The organism is Parvibaculum sp. (assembly GCF_049651025.1).
Taxonomy (GTDB): domain Bacteria; phylum Pseudomonadota; class Alphaproteobacteria; order Parvibaculales; family Parvibaculaceae; genus Parvibaculum.
Window position 1 is genome coordinate 31,581 of record NZ_JBASBH010000028.1, and the last position, 16,640, is coordinate 48,220.

14 protein-coding genes and 1 pseudogene are annotated in these 16,640 nt (G+C 58.5%); 3 read left to right on the top strand and 12 right to left on the bottom strand.

The window, feature by feature from the left end; genetic code table 11:
- Position 1: 1 nt before the first annotated feature.
- Complete coding sequence (locus tag WA943_RS03220) at positions 2 to 793, top strand: hypothetical protein (RefSeq protein WP_424468398.1); 792 nt, start codon at positions 2 to 4, stop codon at positions 791 to 793.
- 1 nt (position 794) lies between these two features.
- Here WA943_RS03220 and WA943_RS03225 read toward each other — a convergent pair whose 3' ends face one another.
- The 6 genes and pseudogenes from WA943_RS03225 to WA943_RS03250 all read right to left on the bottom strand — a co-directional run bounded on the left by WA943_RS03225 (position 795) and on the right by WA943_RS03250 (position 7,021).
- Positions 795 to 1,925 carry a glycosyltransferase family 4 protein gene (locus WA943_RS03225; protein WP_424468399.1) on the bottom strand — a complete coding sequence of 377 codons (1,131 nt, stop codon included), beginning with the start codon at positions 1,923 to 1,925 and terminating at the stop codon, positions 795 to 797.
- A gap of 8 nt (positions 1,926 to 1,933) precedes the next feature.
- A pseudogene (locus tag WA943_RS03230) lies at positions 1,934 to 2,083 on the bottom strand (DapH/DapD/GlmU-related protein); the annotation flags it as partial.
- A gap of 398 nt (positions 2,084 to 2,481) precedes the next feature.
- Complete coding sequence (locus WA943_RS03235; RefSeq protein ID WP_424468400.1) at positions 2,482 to 3,672, bottom strand: O-antigen ligase family protein; 1,191 nt, start codon at positions 3,670 to 3,672, stop codon at positions 2,482 to 2,484.
- A 111-nt stretch (positions 3,673 to 3,783) separates the two neighbouring features.
- The gene (locus WA943_RS03240) at positions 3,784 to 5,040 is read right to left on the bottom strand and encodes a glycosyltransferase family 4 protein (RefSeq protein WP_424468401.1); all 1,257 of its coding nucleotides are present in this window, start codon (positions 5,038 to 5,040) and stop codon (positions 3,784 to 3,786) included.
- Positions 5,037 to 6,194 (bottom strand): glycosyltransferase family 4 protein, encoded by a 1,158-nt coding sequence (locus WA943_RS03245; RefSeq protein WP_424468402.1) that lies wholly within the window; start codon positions 6,192 to 6,194, stop codon positions 5,037 to 5,039. Before WA943_RS03245 ends, WA943_RS03240 begins: the two co-directional genes overlap by 4 nt.
- A complete protein-coding gene (locus WA943_RS03250; RefSeq protein WP_424468403.1) occupies positions 6,191 to 7,021 on the bottom strand; it encodes a WecB/TagA/CpsF family glycosyltransferase in 831 nt (276 codons plus the stop codon). The genes WA943_RS03245 and WA943_RS03250 overlap by 4 nt, the downstream gene beginning before the upstream one ends.
- Before the next feature lie 178 nt (positions 7,022 to 7,199).
- On the opposite strand from WA943_RS03250, the gene WA943_RS03255 reads away from it, so the two are divergent.
- Positions 7,200 to 8,645 (top strand): O-antigen ligase family protein, encoded by a 1,446-nt coding sequence (locus WA943_RS03255; RefSeq protein ID WP_424468404.1) that lies wholly within the window; start codon positions 7,200 to 7,202, stop codon positions 8,643 to 8,645.
- A 15-nt stretch (positions 8,646 to 8,660) separates the two neighbouring features.
- Here WA943_RS03255 and WA943_RS03260 read toward each other — a convergent pair whose 3' ends face one another.
- The 6 genes from WA943_RS03260 to WA943_RS03285 form a co-directional block, all read right to left on the bottom strand.
- Entirely contained in the window at positions 8,661 to 9,347 is a 687-nt protein-coding gene (locus tag WA943_RS03260; protein WP_424468405.1) for a hypothetical protein, read from the bottom strand.
- Positions 9,337 to 11,589 carry a polysaccharide biosynthesis tyrosine autokinase gene (locus WA943_RS03265; protein WP_424468406.1) on the bottom strand — a complete coding sequence of 751 codons (2,253 nt, stop codon included), beginning with the start codon at positions 11,587 to 11,589 and terminating at the stop codon, positions 9,337 to 9,339. Before WA943_RS03265 ends, WA943_RS03260 begins: the two co-directional genes overlap by 11 nt.
- A gap of 141 nt (positions 11,590 to 11,730) precedes the next feature.
- On the bottom strand, positions 11,731 to 12,990 hold the full coding sequence (locus tag WA943_RS03270; protein WP_424468407.1) for an outer membrane beta-barrel protein: 1,260 nt from the start codon (positions 12,988 to 12,990) through the stop codon (positions 11,731 to 11,733).
- 110 nt (positions 12,991 to 13,100) lie between these two features.
- Positions 13,101 to 13,562 carry a hypothetical protein gene (locus tag WA943_RS03275; RefSeq protein WP_424468408.1) on the bottom strand — a complete coding sequence of 154 codons (462 nt, stop codon included), beginning with the start codon at positions 13,560 to 13,562 and terminating at the stop codon, positions 13,101 to 13,103.
- A 270-nt stretch (positions 13,563 to 13,832) separates the two neighbouring features.
- Entirely contained in the window at positions 13,833 to 14,420 is a 588-nt protein-coding gene (locus WA943_RS03280; RefSeq protein WP_424468409.1) for a polysaccharide biosynthesis/export family protein, read from the bottom strand.
- Positions 14,421 to 14,587: 167 nt separating this feature from the next.
- Positions 14,588 to 15,418 carry a metallophosphoesterase family protein gene (locus tag WA943_RS03285; RefSeq protein ID WP_424468410.1) on the bottom strand — a complete coding sequence of 277 codons (831 nt, stop codon included), beginning with the start codon at positions 15,416 to 15,418 and terminating at the stop codon, positions 14,588 to 14,590.
- Positions 15,419 to 15,651: 233 nt separating this feature from the next.
- Between WA943_RS03285 and WA943_RS03290 the strand changes: the two genes are divergently transcribed.
- Positions 15,652 to 16,635, top strand: a complete 984-nt coding sequence (locus tag WA943_RS03290; RefSeq protein ID WP_424468411.1) for a KpsF/GutQ family sugar-phosphate isomerase — start codon at positions 15,652 to 15,654, stop codon at positions 16,633 to 16,635.
- The last annotated feature ends 5 nt before the right edge of the window (positions 16,636 to 16,640 follow it).

Genomic DNA, 16,640 nt, shown 5'->3' on the forward strand with positions numbered 1-16,640 from the left:
GATGCCAGCCTATATAGAATTTCTCGGACTCCCCGGCACCGGCAAGACCCATGTCTACCGCCGATTGTCACGCGAACTCGCGGCGCTGAAACTTCCGTTCAACTCGGTGGAGGCACGCGCTTTCGCCGTCTCGCTACGCTCGGAACACTCGGCATTGCGTGCGCGCCTTCTCGCACTGATACCGCGAAAGTACATTTTCCCATTGCTACGGCAGCCACCCAGCACACTCGCCGGGCGGAAGTTCGATGCCTTCCAGAAGTTCTCCACGCTGCATCGTGATTTCTCAGAAGCAATTTTCGAGGCGGAAGGCAGTCGCATCTCTCCGATCCGCAATGGCGACATCTATCTGCTCGGCATGATGATGGAAATAATCTGGTCCCATCAAATGGCGCTCGACAATCCCGGCTACCTTAAATTCCTCTTGCGCGACGAAGGTTTCAGCCAGCGCGCCATTTCGCTCTACGGATACCATACCGATCCTCTAGACCATCTCGAACGCAACGCCAGGGCATATTTTTCAACCATGCCGCTTCCCGACGCTGTAGTGGTCACAACCACCTCATCGCTCGACATTGCGAAGGCACGCCTTGAAAAACGCGGATACCCATATCGCATGAGGATGCTGACGGCGGATGGTCGCGAGAAAGCTTTCGTGCGCATGGGCAGGATCGTCGAGATCGGAACGGAAGTCCTGCGCCAACGCGGCGGTCGCATCGTCGAAATCGAAAATGATGACGCGGGCGACATTGATCGATCGCTCCGCGCATTTGTCGCCGAACTCGCAGCACGTTGAATCAAACGCGCCCGTTCAGAAACGTCGTCACCGCGCTGAAATCACGAACCATCCGGTCGAGGCTCAAATTTTCTTCGACAAACTCGGCGATCTTCGCACCGAATGCCGCCCGAGGGTTCGGGTGGCGGGTGAAAAATTCCGCCATCGCCGCCACTAGCCCTTCCTGCGTATAGGGCTTCACCCGCACGCCGCTCACGCCGGGGACAACATAGACATCCTCAGGTGAATGCAGGGGCCCCTGCGGCGTCTGCTCAAAAATCATCACCGGCAGACCGAAAGCCAGCGCGTGATTGGCGGCAAGGCCGACGGCCCCCGCATACACAAACAGATCGGCGGACATGAATTCCCGCGCCAGAATTTCTTCGTCATAGATCGAACCGAGAAGCCTGATGCCCACGCCGTCGCCCGCAGCCGCGCGCACCGCGGGCATGTCAGGCCCGTCGCCGACCAGCGTGAGCGTGGCGTCCGGCGCACATTGCGCACGAAAACGCCGAAAGGCGCGTATGAGCAAAGGAAAATCCTTGTCGGCCAGCATTCGCCCAACGCTCAGAAGATGCGGACCGCCGGGAACCTCCAGCCTGCCCAGACGAGCGGCAGACGCCTGCAATGGCGCAAGGTCCATTGTGTTATGCGCGACAAACAGCCTGTCGCGAGGCATGACTTGCGCGAGGCGCTCAAGGCCCGGCTCGGAATAGCAGACGCAGCCATCAGCCTGACGCAGCAGAAGCCGCGCCGCTCCCTGAAGCGCTTTATCCTTCATCGAAGTCTCGCCACGCGACGAGTTAAAGCCATGTGTCCAGAACATGACCGGCACGCCGCCAAGTCGGCGACGAGCGAGCAGCCCATAAGTCGAACTCATGCGCAGTCCGAATTCCGAGACGATGGCGCTCGCCCCGGTCTCCTTCAAAATCTGGCCGACCGGCACGATCGTCGTGAAAGGGTCGCCTGGTCGCGGGAATCGAAAGGGAAATCTCCGGATGAACGGCTCATCCTCTGTCGCGAGCTTCAGCCCCTGCGCACCCTCCTCCGCCGAGGTCGCTACAATCCAGCCTAACTCGGCATGCAGCCGACGCAATAGCGGAACGCGATAGTGTGGGACAAAGCGTGTCAGAAAAACGATTTGCGACGTCATGAAACTGTCCGGATCACTCGAGCGGGATTGCCTGCAACCACCACTCGCGGCGGAACGTCCTTCGTCACGACGGCGCCCGCCCCTATCACCGCGCCGTCGCCCACCCGAATACCGCCAAGGATAATGGCTCCCGCGCCAATATCGACGTCGTCGCCAATGCTCGGCGCCAGAGCCTCGCCATTTGTCACCTTGACACCGATGGTCACACCATGACGCAAAACGACCCGTGCGCCAATCTTCGCGTCGCTATGAACGACAAGGCCGTAGCCGTGATAGACGCGCGCGCCTTCACCGATCTCACATCGCCAATGGATCTCGGTGCAGATGAGAAGCTCCGTCAGCAACTTGTAGAAAGCGATGTAAAACCAGCCGAACGGCTTTAAATATGCTGGCGCGTCGACGACAGCATGCGCGAAGCGATAGAGAACGAGAAGAAACACACCCTTCCAATTCCGCCTGTTCGCATGAATATCGCTGCGGATAAGGCGCCATAGGCTGCCCGGTCTGTTTGCTGAAGTCGGCCGCAGGCCAGATCCGGTCAGATCATCCGCCATATCTATCGACTCCCTGCGGCAACAGCATTGCGATCCTCGACCACGAATGGCGACGATGAAACGCGAGTCCCGGCCTGTTCGTCGAGCTGTCGCAGCGCGTTCGCGACAAAAACGAATATCAGGCTGCTATGCAAATATATGAGCGTGTTGTCGAACGGCAGGAACGTCGCCATCAAAACGGCCAGCGGCACGGTGTAGACGCCCGAACGCAACACCAGAACCCAACCGGCCATAATCAGGCTGAACCCGATGACGCCCTGATCAAGCATGACCCGGAAAAAATCATTATGCGGCTGCCCCCATCGCGTAAGTGAAGCGATTGTATCCGTCGTATAACCCCAGCCATGTCCGAACAGAAAGTTGATGGCCGGACTCTGCTCGAACAACATCAGCAGCAATTTGTTGACGTTGTAACGCCCGGCCGTGAGCGCATTTATCGAACCGGTATATTCGACAGCCTCGAATAATGTGACGAGTGACAAAGCCATGATGCCGCCCACAATGAATACCGAAAACGAGATCCAGAGGGCGGTCTGCCTTGAGCGCCCAAGATTGAACCGGCTCACGATCATATAGGCGCCCAGAGCGAGAAAAATTCCCAATATGGCCGAGCGCTTGAAGGCAAGGATCGTGACGAAGGCCATGACCAACCCCCAGCGATACTGTTTGCTCAGCAGGAAGTAGAGGGTGATGACCGCCAGCGGGAAGCAGTAGGTCGATTCCGTCGCCATCCCCGACGTTTCAAGAAGACTGAACCCCAGCCCTGAACCTTTCGGCGTGAATATGAGCGACTGGACCCAAAGCGCAACGACTGCACCGGCAAGCAGCTTCATCGATTCATTATCGATCTTGTAGCTGACGACGAAACAAAGCGGTGCGGCGATCAGAAACAGAAACTCGGCATAAGTACTCGTGAGCCTGCCTGAGAAAATGACCGAAAGCACGCAGGCGGAGGTCATCAGTACGAGCGCGACAACAACGTCCTTGTTTAGATAGATCTTGCCGGGCTTCCAAGCGGCGTAAACAAAGGCGAATAGCGGCAATGCATAGACGACGAGCCTGATCGGCGTTGTCTTGTCCGCGATGGTAATCGTCTTGAGCGAAAACAGGATGAAGAATGTCCAGATGACATAGTCCGCGATCTTCTGCCGTCGCTCCGGCGCATATTCTGCCACAGACAATTCGTTTGCCATCGCCCCATCAACAACTTCATCGGGGCATCTGCCAGCAGCGCACCCATAATTTGTTCCGCCATCGTCATTATATGTCGAGGCGCAATAACCCGGCAATCGCCTCGGTCACACTTAATTGCTCCACAATGACGGTGTCGTCTCGACAACAGAGACGAACTGCCTGGCTGCAGTAGATCTGACAATTCTGTCGCGGACGAAATCCTCGTTTCGAACTCTCATGCGCTCAACGAGCTTCGGATCGCCATAAAGCCGCTCCACCGCTTCAACCATACTGAAAGCGCGCTCCGCATCGATCGCCATGAAATCCGTATCTGGTTTCAGCATGGCCGTAATCGTCTCGATGCCGCTCGCGACAACCAGACAGCCTTGCGACAGGGCTTCGTAAATCACTCGCGGAAAGCCTTCAGCAGCGGAAGGCAGAAGAAGAACATCGGCGTCGTGATAGAGATCCTGAAGAATTTTTTTGTCGGTCACGCGCCCATGAAAGATGACGGCATGCGCTATGCCGAGATCGTCGACGAGCCCTTCAAGCCGCTCCGTATAATCGGACGGGCCATGCCCGGCGAAGTGACAAATGACGCCGCCGGGTCGGCGTCGATCAAGCTCTGCCACCGCTTCCAGAATTTTGTGGACGTTTTTCCGCGCAATCAGCGCACCGACGAAAATCAAACGATATTGATCGCGTCGCATTTCCTGCCTGCCGAAGCGGAATTCCTGCGGTGCGACGTTGACCATCGGAACAACCGCATGGGTATTCGCATTGAGCGCCTTATACTTGTTCAGCGATTTGTCGCCTGCGGTGATGATGAAATCTGCATGGCGCGACAGCACGCGATCGCCGAGTAACGATAACCACCGCCGCAATGAATTGAAGCCATGCCGCCATTCGCCACTTCGTTCCGAATGGTCCATGAGTTCCACCCAATCGGCACCGACATAAAACCCATATGGCTTGCCGCGGATCAGGCAGAGGACAGCAGCAATAAGACCGCTGACATGCGGCACGGTGAGATACACGATGTCTGCGTCGCTAATCACCGCCCAGAGCGCCCTCATCTTGGCCGCCACGCGTTTGAGCGTTGGCCAGAGCCGGGGGCTTCCGCCGGATTCCCCCACCAGCCTGACCGTCAGGTTTTCGTGACGCAACGGCCGACGATAGAGGCTCTTCCCATCCTTGTAGTGCACGGGATTTTTCGTATGCGCCTTCGCCCCGACAAAGGTCATGCGCCCGACGAAGCCCGATAGTTCGTTCACGAAGTCCGAGTAGTTATCATTCGTGTATATGCCGCCCTCGTCTTTTGTGATGTCGCAATAGGCAAACATCACGACATGGGCCTTCCCCGCCTTGCCTCGCTCCGTTTGCGTCATGCCTGCTCGCTCGCTTTTACGATTTGCGCGATTGTATCGACGAAGCGCTCTTCAAAAGCCTCGACCGTATAGGTCTTGAGGTAGCTCCGCCGTGCGGCCTGTGCCAATGCCTGGCGCAATCGCGCGTCGCTCACAAGACGCCGCAACGCATCGACCAGCCCATCAATATCGCGCTCGTCGAACAAAAGACCGTCAACGCCGTCTCGCAGGAGATCGGGTATACCGCCCGCACGCGACGCGACCACGGCAAGGCCGTTTGCCATCGCTTCAATGATCGAGAGAGGCTGGCATTCATGTTCGTAGTAGCTGGGAAAGGCAAAGATATCGGCCTGCCCCATCAGCATATCCTTCTCGCGCCCATAAAGAGGCCCGGTAAAGGCAACCCTGTGGCCATCCGTTCGTGTCGCCTCGCGGATCGCGACGACAACATCCCGGTCCGCTTCCGCACCTACGAAAACAAGGCGATGCTCATGCCCCTCGTCGTGGAGGCACTTGCTCGCAGCAAGAAGATCGAGCGCGCCTTTCTCTCGCAACATGTTTGATAGAAACAGCACGGTTGGTGGTCGCGGGTTTTCATGAAAGGGCGCCATCGCGTCCGCCGCGGACCCCGGATCCGGAACACCGTTAGCGACGACATGAAGACGTTCCGGCCTGACTAGAGACGCGACGTCTCGGCATAGAAGCGGCGACAGATGGATGACCTCGGCAGCGCCGAAAAGCGATCGATAAAGCACGCGATAGAGTCGCGATCTATCATGGCGCGCGCTGACGCCGTTCATATGCATATGGAGGATCGGCCTGATTCCGAACGCCCTGCAGATGAGAGCCGTCATATAGTCGCGCAGTAGCGCAAATCCGCTGATGGCAACCGTAATGTAAACGGCGTCGACCCGACGCGACATTAAAAGGCGAAGCAGCCGAATATGGATCGCAAGCGAGTTCCATACTTTCGAAAGCCGCATGCCGCCGAGTTCTCCGACATTGCTGGCCATCTGAATCGGGATCACCTCGCAGTCGAACATTTCGCGCAAACGTGAGGAGTTGACCGCATATTGGCTCACCATTGCCGCGCCGGTCATCGGCGGTGGCAAATGGCAGATCATGATGAGGCGCGGTTTCGATCCGGCACCGCCTTGTGGAGAAGCGGCCGTCATCCGCGCGTATTGCCTCGCCGTATCAGCCGCGCCCATTCGGCGGCGAGCAATACGAACAGGAACGGGATATTCGTTCGTCCATAGCGTGCCAGAAGGTGTGGCTGCTGTATCAAACGATAGGCCCATTCGAGACCGGACCGGCGCGCGAAATCTGGCGCTCTTTTTATATCCCCGGCAAAATACTGAAACGCGGCGCCAACTCCGATAAATGTGCTGCTCACGTGCCGCCCTGCTTCACTCATCCACTTTTCTTGCTTGGGGCAACCGAGCCCTACGAAAACGATATCCGGCCCGAAGCGATTCAGCGCAGAAATGATTTCCACAGTCGGCGTCGCATGTGCCGGCACCTGCCCGGGGTCGATGGTCAGGAGATTGCGTCGATGAACCGGGTCCAATCTGGAGCAGATTTTCTCCAGCAATTGCTCCGTGCCGCCCACAAGAGCCACTTTCATTGTTTCCAGATGGTCAAGCAGGATCCGCTCAAAGAGGTCCGGACCGGTGATGCGCGGAACCTTGCGCCCCTTTAGAATACTCACGAGCCACGCTATAGGCTGGCCGTCGCATATCGCAAAACTCGTCGACCCGATCGCCTGTGCGAGACCCCGATCGCGCCGCGCATCCATGAACATATGCACATTGCACACAGCAACGGTCGCGGCCACGCCGGACATCCGCCCTTGCAATATATGACTTATCAGCGCGTCCAGATTCCCATCGTAGAACCGCCACTGGAGCCCGCCACCGCCATCGACCGCCACGGTTGGAATATCGGTCAACCGTCTCGAAGCCTTATGGCTCGAGGTGATCTTGTGCTGCGGCTCAATCATTCTCACGCGGAGCATGCTTCCGATTTTGAACAGAGATCGAATGGGTGATCGTGCGGCAGACTACCCGATATGCGTTCGAAAATGTAAGAGCTGTTCAATCCAATCCGTGTAAGGATATGAATAGTCCTGACCTGATGGAAATACAGGAAGGGCGCATGAGAAACGAAGCGGAAGAGATATGCCGGACCTGGTAACCAGCGCCGATCCCGGCAAGCAAGACGCTCGATCGGCCACCTCGCTCGCCCCCTCTCGCCTGTCCGCTGAAAAATGGTTGCATGGCGCCTTGATCGCTCTCGTGGCTCTCGCACCCTTACCTCTGGCCAGCAACCGCCCGCTGCCTGCGGCATTGCTCTCCGCCTTCGCCGGCTTGCTGCTCATTGGCTGGAGCGTGGCAATACCAGGAACAGGCCGCCTGCCGATCAAGCCGCGTAAAATCCTGTGGCCGCTGATTCTCTACGGCGGCGTATGCCTCTGGATTTTCATTCAGGCAATGCCATGGGCACCCACCGGATTAGCTGACCCCATATGGCAGACAGGCTCGGAGGCGCTCCATGACAACATCGGCAGCTACATCTCGGTCAATCCCGGCGCGACCCTAAGCGGCCTGATGAACCTGCTTGCCTATGCGGCGATCTTCTGGCTCAGCCTTCAACTCACGCGCGATCCAGCCGCGGCGATGCTCGCCCTGCGCGCCGTCATCGCCATCGGCGCGACCTATGCGCTTTACGGGATTGTCGTTTATGTCAGCGGCAATGAGTGGATCACCATCTACCGAAAATGGGCCTACAGGGATGCGCTTACCTCGACATTTGTGAACCGCAATTCCTTTGCCACTTTTTCGGGCCTCTGCCTCATCTGTGCCTTCGGCCTGTTCATTTCGCAAATGCGCCACATTCTGTCGGCTGCGAGGCCTGCACGCGTAAAGGCCGCGATGCTGATCGAGCATATGTTCATGCATTCGCGCTGGATGACGCTTGCGCTCATTTCGCTCGCAATCGCGCTTCTGCTGAGCGCCTCCCGCGCCGGTGTCGCCGCGACAGGTGCGGGATTGCTGTTTGTTGCGGCAAGTCAGATCAGCTGGCGCGGGCCTCGCACCGGACAGGCCCTTGCCATGCTTGGGGTCACCATCGCCATCGTGTCCGTCGCGTTTCTTGTGGCCGGAGGTGCACTATCCCTTCGCTATGCTGCCAATGACGCACTGCCAATGGAGAATGCACGTTTCGAGATTTTCGAAATCGTTCTCGGCGCCATCACCACGACGCCATGGACGGGAACCGGCTTTGGTACATTTTCGGACGTGTTTCCGGCCTATCGCAGCCCCGATCTGAGTTCACATTTTCTGTGGGACAAGGCTCACAACTCCTATCTCGAAAACGCCCTCGAGCTCGGCCTTCCGGCAATGCTCGCGCTCAACTTGTCCATATTTCTGCTCGCCATCCGCACCGCGCGCGGCATGGTGGAGCGTCGGCGTGACAGATTGTTCGCAACGCTCGGCGTTGCCGCGACCATTCTGGTCGGCCTCCATTCCATGGTCGATTTCAGCCTTCAGATACCGGCCGTTTCAGTTCTTTACGCCTATCTCATGGGCCTCGCCGTCAGCCAGTCGTGGCGCACTACGGCGTAAGACGTCCGCCGGATATCAGCCTCGCACGGCTCGCAATAGCTGCCTGTCGAAATGTTTCAGCTCTTCCAAGTTTTCGAAAGCAAGCTCACGAACCAGCGCGCGCTCGGCAAAATCGAGCTGCAGATAAAGAGTAATCAATGTGGTCCGAGGCGAGCCCTGCGTGAGCCACATGCGACGCAGGTCACGCCGCGCCAGATCGCGCAGGTCTTTCGGCATGTCCGCCCAGGCAGACACGATCACGGTCGCACGTTGCACCATGCTCGAAGTTTCATAGGGGCTGAGCAACGCTGACAACCGCAAGTGGTCGGCATAAAGGCCTGTGCTCTGCCCGCGAGATTGTTCAAATCCCGCCAGCAGGCTCCATGCAAAGCCGCGCGCAGGGCCGGACATCACGGTCGCGTAAAACGCATCGCCCGCCTCTTCGATCTCATCGGTATTGGCGGCATTGTTGATCAAACTCCGCGACAGCAATGCAAAATCCTGATGCAGCTGCGCATCGGCGGGCTGCCATCGCAGCGCTCGTCTGTAGCTCTCCCTCACCGAGGCCAGCGCATCCGCCTTGTCGAGGGCGAGGTTAAACGTGACGGGCACAATCGAGCCATGCGCGATAATGCGAGGCACCGCCAGGACGAGCAGCGCCAAGCCGAAGGCGGTCGCGGCCAGAGCGACCGCTTGCCCGCCCACTCGCTTGTCAGTTTGCATAATATTTGCCGTAGCGGCGATAGTAGTACCCGTTATCGCCATAGCCATATTTGGCCTGTTTCGCCGTATCAACGACGGTCAGCACGGCGCCGGCCATATCGGCGCCAAAGCCTTTGAGTTCCTTCACCGCCGATTGCGCCGCATCCGCCGGGGTCTGCGACCAGCGCGTCACAAAGACAACCTTGTCGGCAAGCTTGGAGAGCACGCGCGAATCCGCGACAGGCAAAACCGGCGCCGTGTCGAGAAGGACGAGACTGTATTTCTGCCGCGCCTCTGCGAGGAACAGGCGCATCTGCGCCGACCCCAATATATCGGGCGGATTGGCTGCGCCTGAAGCAACTCCGATCCATGACAGCCCCGAGTCACGATCGAAATTCAGCGCCCGTTCAAGGCTTTCATGGTTTGCGAGCAACTCGACCACGCCAGCCTTCGGCACCGATGCGCCCAGTAATTTATGCACTGACGGATGCCGCAGATCGCAATCGACCAGCAGAGTGGGGATACCCGCATGCGCCGCGGCGCGAGCAAAACTCACCGCCGTCGTCGTCTTGCCTTCATCGGGGAGCGCCGAGGTGAAAAGAATGACCTTCGGCGGATTGTCGACGTTCGAGAGCGACAAGGCGCTGCGCAGGCTGCGCAACGATTCTGAGAATGCCGACAGAGGCTTCATCAGCACATAATGCTGTGGCTCAATGCGATTGCCGCTCGTGTCGGTTTCATACGGTGTTTCCGGAATAGAGCCAAGACATGCCATGCCAAGCGCTTGCTCGATCTCGGAACCCGTCTTCAGGCCATTGTCGAGCCGCTCCAGCAGCAACGCCAGCCCGCAGCCAAGCAGCAGGGACACAAAAAACGCCGCAGCGAGCGCCAGCGTCTTGTTCGGGTAGGTGGCCCCGAGAGGAGGCGTCGCAGATGAGATCAGGCGCGCGTCCGAGGTCTGAAAATCGGTCTGCTGCGAAGTCTCCTTGAAACGGCCGAGGAAGGATTCGTAAACGGCCCTGTTCGCAGCCGCTTCGCGCAAAAGTTCGCGCAACCGGATCAATGCCTGATTGTTCTGCCCCGCCTTGTCCTGCAATTCACGCAAGCTTGCCTGCAAGGACGTGACGCGCGACTGCGAAATGACTGCCTCGTTCTGGATACTCGCCACAATGCGCCGCACTTCGGCGCTGATCTGGCGCTCAACGTCGCGCCGCTGTGCTTCAATATTGACGATCGAGGGGTGCCGCGGCCCATACTTCGATGAAAGATCAGCCTGTTGCCGCGCCATCTCCGCTTCACGCTGGCGCAGATCGGCGATTGTCCGCGACTGAAGCACGTCGACAACCGATTCAATGCTTCCGCCCGCATTCAGAATTTGCCGTGCACGCTCATATTTGGCCTGCTTCTCGGCAAAATCGGTGCGCGCCAGAATGAGTTGCGCATTGAGCTCGGAGAGTTGCTGATCGTTGATCGTCGCGCCGTCGGTCCCCTCCAGACCCTGCTCGGAACGATAGATCTCCACTGCACGCTCGGACTCCTGAACCTGCTGGCGAAGATCGCTGAGCCGCATCGACAGCCATTCATTGGCCTGCTTCGTCGCGTCGAACTTCGCCTCAAGCTGGTCGAGGACATAGGTTTCCGCGATCGCATTGGCGATCTTCGCGGCTTTTTGCGGGCTTTCGGATTTTACGTTGACCTCGATCACGAAGGTCAGGCGACGGCGGAGGATGGATTCCCGATCGACCAGCTTGTTGATGACGGCATTGATCTCACGTTCGCGCTGCTCTTCTTCGCTCGCCTGAACGCCACCGCCAGTCAGCGCCTTCAGCCAGATGCGGGGGTTAAACCTGTCAAAAATCGTCGGCGGCGTGAGCGCATTGTTGAACTCCGGATCGGACATCAGCCCGAGCTTTTCGATGACCCGGCGCGCGACGGAGCGCGATTTCAATATCTCGACTTCGCTGTCGATTGCGACGGAATCCGTCGAGAGGCCGGACATAACGGCCTCCATATCGACAACCTGTGTCCGCTGCGAGCTGATCAGAACAAGCGCCTGCCCCGTATACAAGGGCGTCACCTGAAACACCGCGACCAGCACCAGTGAGGTCAGCCCGAACACAACCCCGAGAATGACGCCCATGCGACGATGCAGAGCCCGTAGCAGGCCACGAATGTCAAACTCCAGGATGCTCGCCCCATCCGCTGTATGCAGACTGCCATATGCTCCCTCACCGAACCGGGCATTCCTGAGCTGTGCATTCATTCAATTCCCCCAACCGCGACCTCCCCCACGGCCCGATACGGCGATGACGCTCGCCAAATCGGTACCGCAAATGAAAAAGGCAGGACACGCCCGAATGCGCTCCTGCCCAATTCATCGGTCGTCAGGGTTATCCCTGCCAAATCAGAGTTTGCCCGTCAACGTGAGACCGATCTGATTCCGCTTGTAATCCGCACCCGCCGCATCAGATTTCCGGTCGGTGTAGTTGTAGCCAAGACCTAGAGTGAAATTGCGATTGACGAGATAGTCAAAGCCAAGGCCCGCACTCAGCGTATTGTCGGTGCGCTCGATGCCCTCATATTTGGAGTTGGTGTAGGAGACTTCTCCATTGAGGAGCAGGTTCCTCAGCAATTCGTGATCGATCCGTATCCCGCCGGTCTGCGACAGATAACCTGAGGCGCCGACGGATGTGGTTTCCTCGACCGTCGAGGCCGCGTTGAAAGTCACCGTCGTGAGCGGCGTCAGATACCACTCCACATTGGCGCCATAGCTCAAGCCGCTGACATCCGAAAAACTGGCATCGTCATAGCGCTGCTTTTGATAACCGACGAAAATTCCGCCCTGCGCAAGGCTGGACAGGCGGAAATCGGAACCGACGACAAGCGCGTAGCCGTCGGAGTCGCGGTTGACGGCTACGACCGGCGTCGACAGCTTGTAGTCGCGCTGATTGAGCGTGCCGCGAACATAGACATTGGTATCCGGCGACACATCGTAACCGAGCCGCAGCGACTCTTCATACTCCCTGCGATCGCGATCATTCTGGTCAATGATGCCGCCGCCTGTCGAAGCGACGTTCTTATAGTCGTAATCGCTGTAGCCGCCGCTGAGCTGAGCCGAAAGCCTGTTGAACCGCTGGATGAAGCTCGCATTGGCACTGAACAATTCGTATTCGATCGGCTCAACCGCCGCCAAGGGGGCATTCGGATCGCCGCGATCTTCATGCAGCTGTGCATAGGCCAGCTTGCCGGTGAACTGCGTGTCCCGTGTCACATCCAGATGACCATCCGCCCCTACATTCCAGTCGAGGCGATTTTCTCCGGTATTGTCCGCATAGACATACTTGGAGACACCCGCGTTGAAATTGAGCGCATGACGGCTCCAGTTCGAATTCACGGCAATCGCAGCGCCGAGCGTCGTGATGAAATCATCCGCCGTATTCGTGTCGGTCGCATAAATATTGTCATCATAGGTTTCGGTCAGCGCCGCCGACGGGAATACTGTGAACGCCCCGGCGCGAATGCCCATCGCATCATAGCTGGGTCGCGCGCGATCCCTGATGCTGCCACGCAGGTCAACCATCTCCGCATCAGCTGCAAAGGCGCTGCCAATGCCGGTTCCGAAAATGACGGAAACGATCAGAGCTTTCGAGAATGTGGATGGCATGAATAATCTCCGCAAAAACAAGTCTTAGCGACGCATTCGGCACCACCACAAGACAACATAGGCAAATCAACAAAACGAACGAGGGAGCCGGATCACGACGACGCCAATCATCAGCTCGGACTGGCGGAGTTCTCGGGCGTCGTACCTTTGCCCTGCATATGTCGCTGCTGCTGCAGATGCTGCTGCAATGAGGCCGTCTTGCTCTCCGTACCGGATATGACAGCGGAGGCTAGCGCCGCGTCGCCCGATTGCACCACTTTGGCCTGCAACGTCGCCGCAAGAGCGGGATCGGTGAGCCCGATGCCGGCAATTGCCGCACCGAGACCCCTGCCCATCGCGTCCTTCAACGACGGATTGCTAACCAGAAGGCGTTTTACCGTCTCATTGCCTGGTTGCGTGAGAACAACGATCACGGCATGTGCTGCGATCTTGGGATCGTCATCACCGGCAATGAAGGCTTCAACCGCCGCCACGAGCCCGTCGAAATCCTCGGCATAACTGATGACGAGCTGCTCGGCCGCTGCAACGCGCGCATCGAGCTTTGCCTGATCGTCAGTGGAAAGACTCGCCAAGCCGCTCTCGACCGCCAAAACGGGAGTAAGCGCCGCCGCGCCAGCGACGCCGGCCACACATGCGGCTGCTAGAAGATATTTCCTGAGCATTGAAGGCCCCCTGCTTCGGCACGTGAAACTGACGCTAAAACATCAATATTAATTATATCCGTGCAAGTCCACACCTCGTTCACCGCATCGCAACACGCATTGAGCGAGTGTGAACTCCGCCCTTAACCATTTGGAAATGAATCCGGAGAGGCAGGCCCGCATTCCGCTGACCCGCACCTCTTAAAAGAAGCGTTCCGGCACACGGACGATGTCTCCCGGCAGTATCTTGACCACCTTGCTGGCGGGATACTCGCTTTCGGCGCCCTCCCCCCGCGTGATGAAAATCCGGTCCTGATTCGCGCGATAGGTGAACCCACCCGACACGGCGACCGCATTCAGCACCGTCATGCCATTGGTATAGGGATACTGGCCCGGCTTGCTGACCTCGCCGATAATGTAGAATGGCCGGAAATTGAGAACTTCGACGCTGACCTTGGGATCGGTGAGATAGCCCTCCCTGAGCTTGTCCGCGATCTCTTCTTCAAATTGCTTCAGCGTCAGACCGGATGCCTGAACCTGACCGATAAGCGGCAACGACACCTTGCCGATGCCGGTCACGTCGAACTCTCCAGAGAGGTCCTTCTCGCCAAAGACGATGACCCTCAGCTTGTCGCCGGAGCCGAGCGTATAGTCGATCGCCCCATCCTGAGCACTTGCGGGAACAATGGCCTCGGCTTGCAGGTGATGCAGGGTAGCGGTACCGCCACTGGCCGCATTGCCGCCCGCACAGGCAGACAGCCCGCCGACCAGAACACCGGCAACAACCAAGGCTGCGCATCTGCGCATCCATCTGCCAGCGGATTGAACCATCATATCCCCCTCAACTTCTTGGCGTCGAAATCACTGCCGCGCCCCCGGAATCGCTTTCTTTAATACCTTTTGTACCACCGACAAAAGACGATTAAATCCGGCTGCGGCAATGCGCCGTTCGTCGCTCAATGCGCACCGGTCTGCAACAGGCGCCGCGATGCGCCTTCCAGCACCACACATGTCAAAACACCCGTCACATAAGCGCCGGTATCTACGCCGATACGATTGGTGCGGAACACAACATCCTCACGCGGCGTATGCCCGTGCACGACGACTTTACCGAACGATGATGTCGATTCCAGAAATTCATCCCTGATCCAGAGCAGATCATCTTCCGACTGACGCTCGAGCGGCACACCCGGTCGAACGCCGGCATGCACAAAAAAGTAGTCACCGAACGCGACCGAAAGCGGAAGCGTTTCGAGGAACCGTCGGTGCGCTTCCGGCAGGGCACCCTCGAAATGCATTCGTGCTCGCTCAAAATCCTCCGGATTGTCCGAAAGTGTCAGTTCCCGAATGCCATAGGAATGCAGCGTTTCGAGCCCGCCGTAATATTTCCACGTCCGCCCGAATGCCGGGTCCCTCAGGAATTCGAGCATCGCCGCCTCGTGATTGCCCTTGAGGTGGATGGCTTCGAACCCGTCCGGCGGACCCGCCACGATGCGTTCAAGGACCTGCCGCGACTGGAGCCCGCGATCAATATAGTCGCCCAGATAAATCAGGATGTTTTGCGCGGGCCCTGCACGGCGCGCATCCTCCTCGACCCTCCCAAGCAACTCGGCAAGCAGGTCGTCGCGCCCGTGAATATCGCCGATCGCATAGAGACGCTGCCCCTCCGGCACATGGCTGGCCCGCGGTTCTGCCCCGCTCATTACGCCCCGAATACGCCTGACGATACCTCCAAGCACCCTGGATCCCTGACCTTCGAACTTCTGATGACCCGCCGCGCGAGACATGCCCGCGCGCCGCATGAACTCTAACCGGTTGCCCGGCATTTTAAACCGCGACGCCGTGAAAGGATCGTGAATGAAACCGCCTGCCCGCGTCCGATACCGGGCAAACTAGTCCATTGCGGTCGCATGCCGTAATAAAAGCGCACATCAAGCCTTTCCGACCTTCGCGCCGAAACCTGCTATGATTCCTCGACCAACCACCCGCGCTCCGTAAACACCACCGGGAGAAAGCCCCGTTGACTTCACCGACCCAATCCCAAAACGCCGCCGCCGACCACCTCGCATCCGCGCGCCGGACGCTGAACCTCGAAATAGCCGGGCTGCAGGCCTTGGCCGCCTCGTTGAACGGCGACTTTTCACAGGCAGTCGAGTGCCTCTTTGCGGTCAATGGCCGGGTCATCGTTACCGGGATGGGTAAAAGCGGACACATCGCGCGCAAGATCGCCGCGACGCTCGCATCGACCGGCACTCCCTCTCAATTCGTTCATCCCGCCGAAGCCAGCCACGGCGACCTCGGCATGATCACGAAGGACGATGCCATCATCGCCCTTTCCTGGTCGGGCGAGTCCGCCGAACTTCTCAGCATCATCTCTTATGCGAAGCGCTTCTCGATCCCGCTGATCGGACTGACCTCCGTGGGGACGAGCGCACTCGCCCAGGCTGCCGATATCGCCCTGCTGCTCCCCAAGGTCGAAGAAGCCTGCCGCGCCACGTCAGCGCCGACGACCTCGACGACGATGCAGCTTGCTCTCGGCGATGCGCTGGCCGTCGCCCTGCTCGAGCGCAAAGGCTTCACGGCAAGCGATTTCCACGTCTTCCATCCGGGCGGAAAACTCGGTTCTCTGCTGCGCCATGTCGGCAATATCATGCACAAGGAAAACCAGTTGCCGCTTGCGGGCATCGACACACCCATGACGCAAGCGCTCATCGAAATGTCGCGCAAAAGTCTTGGCTGCCTTGGCATAGTCGATGCGGAGGGCGCTTTGATCGGCCTCATCACCGATGGCGACCTTCGCCGCCATATGGGCCCCGACCTTCTCGAAAAGCGCGTCAGCGACATCATGAACAAGTCGCCGAAGACGGTGCCGCCGACAATGCTCGTCTCTGAAGCGCTGAACTTCCTCAACGAGAAGAAGATCACCAGCCTATTCGTCGTGGAAAATGGCAAGCCGGTCGGCGTCGTGCATATTCACGACTTCCTTCGCGCAGGCGTTGCCTGAAGGGC

Bases quoted from the DNA above. Each gene is read 5' to 3' on its own strand.
- WA943_RS03220 (WP_424468398.1), top strand. From the start codon at position 2: ATGCCAGCCTATATAGAATTTCTCGGACTCCCCGGCACCGGCAAGACC.
- WA943_RS03225 (WP_424468399.1), bottom strand. From the start codon at position 1,925: ATGACGTCGCAAATCGTTTTTCTGACACGCTTTGTCCCACACTATCGC.
- WA943_RS03235 (WP_424468400.1), bottom strand. From the start codon at position 3,672: ATGGCAAACGAATTGTCTGTGGCAGAATATGCGCCGGAGCGACGGCAG.
- WA943_RS03240 (WP_424468401.1), bottom strand. From the start codon at position 5,040: ATGACGCAAACGGAGCGAGGCAAGGCGGGGAAGGCCCATGTCGTGATG.
- WA943_RS03245 (WP_424468402.1), bottom strand. From the start codon at position 6,194: ATGACGGCCGCTTCTCCACAAGGCGGTGCCGGATCGAAACCGCGCCTC.
- WA943_RS03250 (WP_424468403.1), bottom strand. From the start codon at position 7,021: ATGATTGAGCCGCAGCACAAGATCACCTCGAGCCATAAGGCTTCGAGA.
- WA943_RS03255 (WP_424468404.1), top strand. From the start codon at position 7,200: ATGCCGGACCTGGTAACCAGCGCCGATCCCGGCAAGCAAGACGCTCGA.
- WA943_RS03260 (WP_424468405.1), bottom strand. From the start codon at position 9,347: ATGCAAACTGACAAGCGAGTGGGCGGGCAAGCGGTCGCTCTGGCCGCG.
- WA943_RS03265 (WP_424468406.1), bottom strand. From the start codon at position 11,589: ATGAATGCACAGCTCAGGAATGCCCGGTTCGGTGAGGGAGCATATGGC.
- WA943_RS03270 (WP_424468407.1), bottom strand. From the start codon at position 12,990: ATGCCATCCACATTCTCGAAAGCTCTGATCGTTTCCGTCATTTTCGGA.
- WA943_RS03285 (WP_424468410.1), bottom strand. From the start codon at position 15,418: ATGTCTCGCGCGGCGGGTCATCAGAAGTTCGAAGGTCAGGGATCCAGG.